A 9417-nucleotide genomic window follows, 5' to 3' on the forward strand; every position below is an offset into this window, starting at 1 on the left:
AAGCTTCTATATACGTTCTCGAGCGCAGTTGCGTCGATGCCGCTCGCCTCGGCATGGGTAGCGGGTCTTCGGCCTTTCGGCCAGTGGATACGGTAGGGCTTTAAGTAGTTGTGCCACATAAGGTAGGCCCAGAGGCGCAGCATGCCGTTTGCGACATTGCGGTTGAAGCAGACACTCTCACGATGGTGGTTCGCCAGGTCCTTTCTGAGCTCGCGATCGGTGTAGTTCGAAGAAAAGAGTGGATTGTGGATCGTCCGTGGCAGGTGTGAAGAAATCCTCAGGTGCACGAGTCGCCCCTCTCCCTCACCCCAGTAGGCTGCAAGCTTCCGCACGAGGCGCGCATAGTCGGGCTTCTCATCGGTGATCAGCACGAAGGGCCTATGAGGCTGTGGCGGCTGCACAGCAAGGCTCGTCGCCAGCACCTCCCTGAATGACCGGCCGATCCCACCCCGTTCGAGCCGAATCGTCGAATAGAGCGCCTGTGCCTTCGCCTTCTGGTCCTGCCGCATGCTCCCTGAGCGTTTTCGTGTGCAGTGACTGACATCGAGCACGAAGCCGCTTGTCCGTCCCACCGCAATGGGGATTTCGTTCGGAAAGTACTGCGAGCAGTCGAAGGAGACAAAGCCGTCGATACAGATGTCTTCCTTGCCTCGCCGAGCGCGCAGCATCCGGGCGTGGAGTGCAATACCCTGGCGAGCCAGCCGGTCGATACGATTCGTAAGCAGCGAAAGCGAGCACCCGAGCGCGCGACTCATCCCCCTTAGGCTCTCCCCGCCTGCCAGCCTATAGAGCACATCCCGGTACGAGACAATGCGCTTGAGATAGTAGTGCGTCGAGTACGTCTGGGTGGAAAAGCTTTTTCCGCAGCGCGTACAACGGAACCGGCGCACCTTCCCGAAGGCCTTGGTAGCATACCAGCCAATCGCATAAGCCCAGGGCGAGGCAGGTGCCTCGTGATGGTAGGAACAGTCCGGATTGGGACAAAAGGCAAACCAGTGCACGAATACCCTCCTTGACCGCAGGGGCGGTCATAGAGGTATTCGCACAAACTGACTATCTTTGCTTCAATTCTTTACACAAGGTTCAAAGCATTAATATTATTCTCCGTCGTTGCCGATTGACTGGACGGGGCAATCGTTGAGCGCCTGAGTGGCGAGTTCGATTTCGCTGGCGGTCTGAGGCTGACGAATTACGAGCGCCTGCCCCTCGTCGCCAAGCGTAAAAATATCGGGTGCAGTGGATGAACACAGTCCACAACCGATGCATGAAGAATCGACATACCATTTGCCTGCGGCATTTCCTGCAAGGCGAGAAGTCTTATCTGCCATATAGTACTCCTGTGCCGGAGAAATCCGGTCTTTTTGAAGATACAAGAAAAATGAAAATCTGTTCGTAATCTATGTTACAAAAATAAAAAAAGGCTGTCCAGAACAAATGCCCGAACAGCCTGTTCTGTGAGCAAAGGTCAGTGCTCGCAAGTTTTTTAGTCAATCTTTACTTCGATGGCCTTGGGTGCAGCTTCGGGCTTTTTAGGCATGATTACCTGCAGGACGCCATTTTTGAAGTGCGCTTCGATAGCGCTGGCATCGACATCTTCAGGCAGGGTAAAGCTGCGCGCAAAGCGGAATTCTCTGCGCTCCTTGCGGATCCAGCGGCCCTTTTTGGATTTCTCCTCGGTTTTTTCGCTCTTGGCGGTGGAAAGCGTGAGCTGGCCATTGCGCACTTCGAGCTTGATATCCTTGTCGGAAAGGCCGGGAAGCTCGGCTTCGAGCATGTACTTGTCGCCCTCTTCGTAGACATCGATCGCAGGGGTGCGGAATCTTGGGGCAAGCCAGTCGTCATCGAAGAATTTCTCGATCAAGTCAAAAGGATTGTTATCATAGAGAACCAGGCTGTTCATATGGAACCTCCACAATTGGTGAAGTTCGGCAGGCTTGGATCCTCACAGGACCATTGCACCTGTCCGGAGCCCTTTTCGGCGCTCGATAATATATTAAGCAAATTCCGTGCCAAAATCACAATAATTTCTTTGAAATCTGTAAGTATATAATAAATAAAGAATAATAACATTCATTTCGAAGCGGGTCATGGCGCGGGCTTTGCAAGCCTGCTGGAATTCTGTCTGCGATTGCTACAGAGATCTATGCGAGAGTTCAGCCAATATATTTCTCAACGACACATGTGTATTAAAATGACCCATGCGAATGTATCAAAATAATACAGTGGTTGAGCGGCTGGCTCGGCCTTTGCTTTTTTCGCTTGCGAAAAAAGCCGGAAGGGAATACACTATGTACGTAAAAGTTCAATCAGGAGGTTTCCATGAAGCGCGTTATCATCGTAGCATTCGTGCTCCTGCTCGGCGTCACCATGGTGTTTGGCCAGCAGAAGGTCGGTGCGTATACCACACTCGAAGAGCCGCTTGCAAAAGAGCTGTTCGATGAATTCCAGAAAGAGACTGGCATTGTCGTGAACTGGCAGAGACTCTCCGGTGGCGAGGTGGAAAGCAGGCTCGAGGCGGAGAAATCGAATCCTCAGGCTTCGATTTGGGTTGGCGGTGTCGGACTCAACCATATCAGCGCCAAGCTGAAAGGCCTCACCACACCGTATAAGTCGAAAATGCTCGAAAACACCCCCTTGCAGTTCCGCGATCCGGAAAACTACTGGGTTGGACTGTATATCGGGCCGCTGTGCTTTGTTACCAACAACAAGGTAGCAAAGGCGCAAGGGCTTGTGCCGCCCACATCCTGGGCCGATCTTCTAAAGCCTGAATACAAGGGCAAAATTCGTATGCCGAACCCTACCACCTCGGGTACTGCCTATAATACGCTCACGACGCTGCGCTATGTATTTGGCGGCGACGAAAACAAAGTTTTCGATTATCTCAGCAAACTCGATAAAAATATCGACCAGTACACAAAATCCGGTTCTGCGCCCGGAAAGAGTGTGGCGATTGGTGAAATTCCTATCGCAATCGGCTATGCGCACGATAATGTCAAACTCAGAGTCGAAGGCGCCGATATCACCATCACCTTCCCGTCAGAGGGCACAGGCTTTGAAATTGCATCCATGTCGCTCGTGAAAGGCGGCCCTGACCCCGTCAATGCAAAAAAACTCTACGATTGGGTTCTTTCTCCGAAAGCCCAGGAAATCATCGCGAAGTGGTATGTAATCCCGCTTTCGAAGCTTGCAAAGAAGAATCCGAACGCATTCAGCATCAGCGAAATCAAGACTGTCAATCAGGATGTCATCTGGGATGCAGCGAATAAAGAGCGTCTCCTTGAGCGCTGGGTAAAAGAGATCGGATCGAAGCGCTGATTTCTTTATCATCGATAGACATCGACAGAGAGTGAAAAGCCGGGCCCTGTGGTAAAATTGCTGCAGCGGTCCGGTTTTTGATAAAAGAAGGGGATTGCGCGTGTTTACAAAGAAAAAATTGATTGTATTCGCCATAGTATGCGCCATTTTTGCAGCGGGCGAGTATTGGATTTTTTCGACAATTCAAGCGAGTTTCGAAAAGAATGCAGCAAAGGAAATAACAGCGCTCGCAAGAGCGATTGCAGCATCCGCACCAGAAAATAACGAAAGCCTAGCGAGCTGGACCGAACAGCTTCCTTCGACATATCATGGTTATCGCTTTTTTGCATTCAAAGGTGTTCCTGGCGAAGAAGGCAGCGAACCAGCTGGCGGGGATAGCGCGCTTTCAGAGCTGTGGAAGCTGCCATCAAATGCTGATATTGCGGCAAAAGCAGCCGAGTCGGTTTCGTATCTCGAGGTGTTCCGCTGGCCTTCAAGGGTAACTTTTGCCGGCGTGCCCTATACCTTGATTATTGCCCCAGTGCCGGATGCTGAGGGCAGCTCTGCGCGCGCTGCACTCTTGATTGCAGCGGATGCGTCGGGATATGTAGCGTTCGGAAGGCTTGTGCAGACACTGGCTGTTGTCACTTTTGTGCTGTTTGCGCTGGGGTTCGGAATTGCGACCTTTTCGCGCGATCCTATAAGCGGCTACGCGATTCTGGTGCTTGCAGCGGTCGTTGTCGCTTTTGTGGCATATCCTTTGTTCGAAGCTGTGCGTCTCACGCTGATAAAGCAAGGTCGATTCAGCTTCGATGTCTGGAAGACAATACTGTCGAACCGGCAATACCTCCAGGCATTGTGGGGCTCGATTCAGCTTGGCATAGTGACGGCGACCATCTCGACTTTCATCGGCTTCATGTATGCATTCGCGGTTGCGCGAACGAGCATGAAGGGCAAGAAGCTCGTGACCGCGCTCGCGACAATGCCCGTTATTTCGCCGCCATTCTCTTTGACCCTGTCGATCATTCTTCTATTCGGCAAGAATGGCATTATCACCAAGCAATGGCTGGGCTTGCAGAATTTCAATATCTACGGGCTGGGCGGGCTCGCGCTGGTGCAGACCATCAGCATGTTCCCGATTGCATTTCTGACCATGCAGGGCGTTTTGCAGGCGATCGATTCCACACTTGAGGATGCCTCGCTCGATCTCAACGCATCGCGATGGCATACATTTTCGCATGTGACACTGCCGCTTGCTGCCCCGGGTTTGCTTTCGAGCTGGCTCCTCGTGTTCACAAATTCGCTGGCGGATTTTGCGAACCCTTTGCTGTTGTCGGGATCGTACAGAGTGCTTTCGGTGGAATCGTACATCGAAGTGACTGGCATGAGCAGGCTGAATAACGGTGCTGCGCTGTCATTGCTCTTGCTGTTGCCCACGCTGACTGCGTTTCTGGTACAGCGCCGCTGGGTGAGCAGGAAATCTTTTGTCGTAGTGACTGGTAAGCCTTCGACGCGGCTGTCGGATCTGGCGGCTCCTGGGGCACGGCGCGCATTGACTGGCTTTGTCGTGGTGGTGAGCGGTCTTATCGTCGCCCTGTATTTGACCATTGTTGCAGGCTGCTTTGTCAAAAACTGGGGCATCGACTATACCTTCACGCTTGTGAATATCCACGAAGCGCTGACGAGGGGCAAGCAGGCATTGATTTCGACAATCACTCTGGCGGGGATCGCGACGCCGATTGCGGGCGTTCTCTCGATGGTGGCTGCGGTGATTCTCGTGCGCAAAAAATTCCCCGGCAAGCGCATCCTCGAATCGCTCATCATGACGCCGTTCGCCATTCCGGGCACGCTGGTCGGTATCAGCTTTATTCTGGCATTCAACAAGCCGCCCCTTTTGCTGGTCGGGACTGGGGCGATTCTGGTAATCAACTATGTCATCCGCGAACTGCCGGTCGGGCTTGAGGGAGGTGTGGCTGCGCTGCGGCAGATCGATCCGTCGATCGAGGAGGCTGCGGCGGACTTAGGCGCTGACCAGGCCACAATTTTCAGGACAATAATCCTACCGCTCATCAGGCCAGCTTTCATTTCGAGCATGTCCTACACATTCGTGCGCTCGATGACCGCAGTCTCGGCAATTATCTTCCTCATAAGCGCGCGCTGGTACCATATCACGATTCAGATCTACAACTTTTCGGAGAATCTGCGATTCGGCCTGGCGAGTGTGCTTGCGACAACGCTTATTATTATCGTGCTGGCGGTTTTCGGGCTCATGCGCCTTTTGATACGTCAGAGCGAATTTTTGGAAAAAACGGTAACCGCCCAATGAGGCGAGGCAAATTTTAAAAAAAGGGGTCAGACCCCGTTTTTTAAGAAAAGGAACTGCAAATATGGCAACAAAATCCGTACCTGTGACCCTTTCCCATGTGACCAAAATTTTTAAGGACCCAACGAGCAAGGCAGAAGTCCATGCGGTGGAAGATGCGAATTTTGATGTAAGGTCTGGCGAGCTTGTGACACTTTTAGGGCCTTCTGGCTGTGGAAAGACTACGACGCTCCGCATGATTGGCGGTTTCGAGCTGCCGACCAAGGGCAAAATTCTTATCGGCGACACCGACGTAACATATCTGCCGCCGAACGGCAGGCAGACCGCGACAGTCTTTCAGTCATATGGTCTTTTCCCCCACATGGATGTGTTCGACAATGTCGCCTATGGGCTCAAAATCCGCAAGCTTAGTCACACTGAAATCGAGAACAGGGTGAGGACAGTGCTCGAACTGGTCGGCCTTGCCGAGCTTGCTCACCGCGCGCCAGGGCGGCTTTCTGGCGGTCAGCAGCAGCGAGTCGCGCTCGCGCGTTCTCTGGTTGTCGAACCGCAGGTCCTTCTGCTCGATGAACCACTTTCCAACCTCGATGCACTGTTGCGCGAGCAGATGCGAGTGGAAATTCGGCGTATCCAGAAGTCGCTTGGCATTACCGCAATCTATGTGACGCACGACAGGATCGAGGCCATGAGCCTTTCGGACCGCGTTATTGTTATGCGCAACGGCGTGATTCAGCAGATAGGCACGCCAGGCGATATCTACGAAAGGCCGGTTTCGATGTTTGTCGCAGGCTTTGTGGGCAAGGTTGCTTTCTTCCCTGCGCAGCTTGAAGGAATCGAGGCTGGCGGCAGGGCAATTTGTACGGTAGGAGGAAAGAGAGTCCGAGCTGGTTCAGCTGCAGAGGGGCTTGGCACAGGATCCCCCGCCGTCATTATGGCAAGACCCGAATCGCTCAGGCTCGTGGAAAAGGAAGATGCGATCTCGTCGGGAACCGTCACTGCGCGGGTGTATCTAGGGTCGAGCGTCGAAATTTATGTAAAAACCGAAACGGGCGAAATTCTGGTTCAGATTGATGATCCTTCGGGGAAGGCCATTCCTTCGGAGGGCGAGGCTGTCTGGATCGGGCTGAACGAGGCTTTGGTGCGCGTGCTTCCTGCAGAATAAACTTGGGTCTGTCAGAACGTGCAGTGAAATGCGCGTATGTGGCGGTTTCAGGTGCGCTCTCGCCATCTCAGCAAGACCGCCTCGATCGCATCGATTGCGAAATATACAAAAAGCCCGAACAACGAAAGCGCCAGGATCGCCGCATACATTTCGGGGTAGTCAATTCGCGACCATGCATCCATGATATACCAGCCAAGGCCATCGATCGAGGCGAATGTTTCCGACAAAAAGAGCACCGCAATCGCGGTTCCCAGGCTCACTCGCAGCGCAGACATGAGCGAAGGTGTTGTCGATGGCACAATTGCGAGCCGTATAATGGAAAGCCGCGAAAAACCCAGGGTTCGCACGCTGTCGAGCAGCGCCGGCGCGATGCCTTTTGCTGCATCCCGCCCGGTCACGAAAAGCTGCCCGAAAATGACTAGGCCCATCAGCGCAATCTTGGAAGCGTCGCCAAGCCCCAGAAAGAGCATAAGAATAGGCAGAAAAGCGACTTTTGGCAACGGATGCAAAAAATAGACAAGCGGCGCGAATATATTGTCGAAAAATGGAATGCGCCCGGCAAGAAGCCCAAGCACCCATGCAAGCGGCCCCGCGGCCAGAAGCGCAAAAAATACACGGCGCGCTGACGCGAGCACATGAATCTGAAAGACGCCTTTCTGCAGATTTACTGCAAATTGGGCGAAAGCGAGCGAGGGTGAAGGCAGAAATGGACGCTGCACGAGCGCGGCTGCAGCCCACCATGCTGCCACAAGAAATACTGCTGCTGCAAAAATTTGCGCGGATCTGGCGAGAAATCGTGTCACAGACGGCGCAAGCTTTTTGTGTGCAGGCAGTGCCGCTGGTGCCGCCGGTACATCTGGTGCTGCAGATACAGCCGGTACTGCCGGTACAGCTGCTGCCAGCGGTGTAACCGCCGCCGCCGGCACAGCAAATGCCGCCGCAGCCATCTCCGCTTCGGCTTTTTGCGCAACTGCCTGGTTGAAGGTATGGCGAAGCGCACCGACCGCCGCAAGGTAACCGCTGGTCTCGCGCGGATTCAATGATGCTTCAGGCGGGCTGGCGGGCGGCTGCTTATGCACGGGGGCTTGCATGACATGCGGCGCGCGCGCTGCCGATTCTTGCTCCCACACGTGCGGATTGTCCACAACCTGGCAATAGTTTGCAGGCATGCTTCCGTCAAGCACCACAACAGAATCGGCGAGATACACTGCCTCTTCGATTGAATGGGTGACTATGATGATCGTGGTATTGTGCGCTCGCTGGATACTGCGCAGCATGTCCTGGACCGATTCGCGGGTCAGCGCATCCAGGCTCGAAAATGGCTCGTCCATCAGAATGAGGTCGGCATTGATGGCAAGTGCTCTGGCTACCGCGACGCGCTGCTGCATGCCGCCGGAAAGCCGAACTGGATAGGCTTTCCGCCATTCGGAAAGGCCAAGTTCTTCAAGAATGCCTCGAACGCGCGCATGGCGCTCCGCTGGGGGGATACCGAGCGCCTCCACCCCGCGCCCTGCATTGCGCTCGACTGTCAGCCATGGTAAAAGGCCGAAATCCTGGAAAATGAAGGCTATGCGCGGCCCAGCGGCTGGAACCTTGCGGCTCTGGAGCTTCTCTTCCGCCCGGCCCTCGACGACAATCCTGCCGCTCTGCGGTGTATTAAGCCCGGCGATAAGCCGCAAAAGCGTAGTCTTGCCACAGCCGGAGGGGCCTATTACAGCAGTGATGCGGCCATGCTCGAATTGCGCAGAAAAATGCTCGAAGACCGGCTTCGGTATGCCGTGGACAGTATAAAAAAAACTGATATCTTCGAGACTTACCATCCAGTTACCATGCTGGCGTCGACAAGGTCAGCGGTTTTTGGCAGCGCTTTTATGAGAGCTTTGGATAAAAGCCATTGCGCAGCCGTTTCGATGCTCGTCTGCACAGGGAGGCGCGGTTTGACATAGCGCGGGAATACGAAGACGCGCGCAGCTTCATCCGGGAAACTGAGCGATTCGATCAGCATGTTCCTGTACTGATCTGGCTGGGCGTTGATGCGCTGTGCGGCGTTCCAGTAGGCGCGATAGAAGCGCTTGAGCGTATCGGCATTCTTCGCGATTACCGAGGGCGGAAAGGCGAGGACACCCGCTTCGAGGCCGGAATCGTCGGATGAAACGAGGATTTTTGCGCCGCGAAGCTTTGCAGTGGTCAGGAATGGTTCGGGCATGACCGCGGCGGGGATCTGATCCGAAAGCAGCATTTCGAGCCGGACTGGCATTTTGGGGACTGGAACCAGGTTGAGCGAATCAGCCTTAAGGCCTGCTTCTCGCGCGCTCCAATCAGCAAAATAATGAATGATCGTATTGAGCGAAACAGCAATATTCTTGCCTTCGCGCTCTTTCATGGATTGAATATTCGATTCCGGTGAAACCGCGACACCATAACGGCCATTGGTGAGGCTCGTAATCTTAAGCGGGAAACCGCCCTGATTCGCGAGAACGACAGCAAGTACATCGGTCACCGCGCCATCAATCTTTCCCGCCTGAAGCGCGGAATCCCGCTCGATTGCGCTCGAGAATCGAACAAGCTTGACCGAGATGCCTTCTTTTTGGAACAAGCCTTCGTTATCAGCGACGATAAGGGGCAGCGAATCTGCGTC

The 9417-nt window shown here is 54.1% G+C and carries 8 protein-coding genes; 3 read left to right on the forward strand and 5 right to left on the reverse strand.

From position 1 onward, the window contains the following. From GAP13_RS11740 to GAP13_RS11750, 3 genes are all read right to left on the reverse strand, one after another. Positions 1 to 1001: hypothetical protein (locus GAP13_RS11740; protein WP_158908500.1), on the reverse strand; the 1001-nt coding region annotated here is incomplete at its 3' end. Between the two features lie 96 nt (positions 1002 to 1097). Continuing rightward, on the reverse strand, positions 1098 to 1328 hold the full coding sequence (locus GAP13_RS11745; RefSeq protein ID WP_158908501.1) for a ferredoxin: 231 nt from the start codon (positions 1326 to 1328) through the stop codon (positions 1098 to 1100). Between the two features lie 155 nt (positions 1329 to 1483). Next, on the reverse strand, positions 1484 to 1900 hold the full coding sequence (locus GAP13_RS11750; protein WP_158908502.1) for an Hsp20/alpha crystallin family protein: 417 nt from the start codon (positions 1898 to 1900) through the stop codon (positions 1484 to 1486). Positions 1901 to 2319: 419 nt separating this feature from the next. Between GAP13_RS11750 and GAP13_RS11755 the strand changes: the two genes are divergently transcribed. The 3 genes from GAP13_RS11755 (at position 2320) to GAP13_RS11765 (ending at position 6779) form a co-directional block, all read left to right on the forward strand. Further along, positions 2320 to 3315 carry an ABC transporter substrate-binding protein gene (locus tag GAP13_RS11755; protein WP_158908503.1) on the forward strand — a complete coding sequence of 332 codons (996 nt, stop codon included), beginning with the start codon at positions 2320 to 2322 and terminating at the stop codon, positions 3313 to 3315. Positions 3316 to 3415: 100 nt separating this feature from the next. Beyond that, entirely contained in the window at positions 3416 to 5620 is a 2205-nt protein-coding gene (locus GAP13_RS11760; protein ID WP_158908504.1) for an ABC transporter permease, read from the forward strand. Between the two features lie 61 nt (positions 5621 to 5681). After that, on the forward strand, positions 5682 to 6779 hold the full coding sequence (locus GAP13_RS11765; protein ID WP_158908505.1) for an ABC transporter ATP-binding protein: 1098 nt from the start codon (positions 5682 to 5684) through the stop codon (positions 6777 to 6779). Between the two features lie 47 nt (positions 6780 to 6826). On the opposite strand, the gene GAP13_RS11770 is transcribed toward GAP13_RS11765, so the two are convergent. Both GAP13_RS11770 and GAP13_RS11775 read right to left on the reverse strand, forming a co-directional pair. Then, entirely contained in the window at positions 6827 to 8599 is a 1773-nt protein-coding gene (locus GAP13_RS11770; protein WP_158908506.1) for an ATP-binding cassette domain-containing protein, read from the reverse strand. Next, positions 8593 to 9417 (reverse strand): ABC transporter substrate-binding protein (locus tag GAP13_RS11775; protein ID WP_158908507.1); only part of this gene is annotated, 825 nt, incomplete at its 5' end. The genes GAP13_RS11770 and GAP13_RS11775, both read right to left, overlap by 7 nt.

This window comes from Rectinema subterraneum, assembly GCA_009768935.1.
Classification (GTDB): Bacteria; Spirochaetota; Spirochaetia; order Treponematales; family Rectinemataceae; genus Rectinema; species Rectinema subterraneum.

Bases quoted from the DNA above. Each gene is read 5' to 3' on its own strand.
- GAP13_RS11745 (WP_158908501.1), bottom strand. From the start codon at position 1,328: ATGGCAGATAAGACTTCTCGCCTTGCAGGAAATGCCGCAGGCAAATGG.
- GAP13_RS11750 (WP_158908502.1), bottom strand. From the start codon at position 1,900: ATGAACAGCCTGGTTCTCTATGATAACAATCCTTTTGACTTGATCGAG.
- GAP13_RS11755 (WP_158908503.1), top strand. From the start codon at position 2,320: ATGAAGCGCGTTATCATCGTAGCATTCGTGCTCCTGCTCGGCGTCACC.
- GAP13_RS11765 (WP_158908505.1), top strand. From the start codon at position 5,682: ATGGCAACAAAATCCGTACCTGTGACCCTTTCCCATGTGACCAAAATT.
- GAP13_RS11770 (WP_158908506.1), bottom strand. From the start codon at position 8,599: ATGGTAAGTCTCGAAGATATCAGTTTTTTTTATACTGTCCACGGCATA.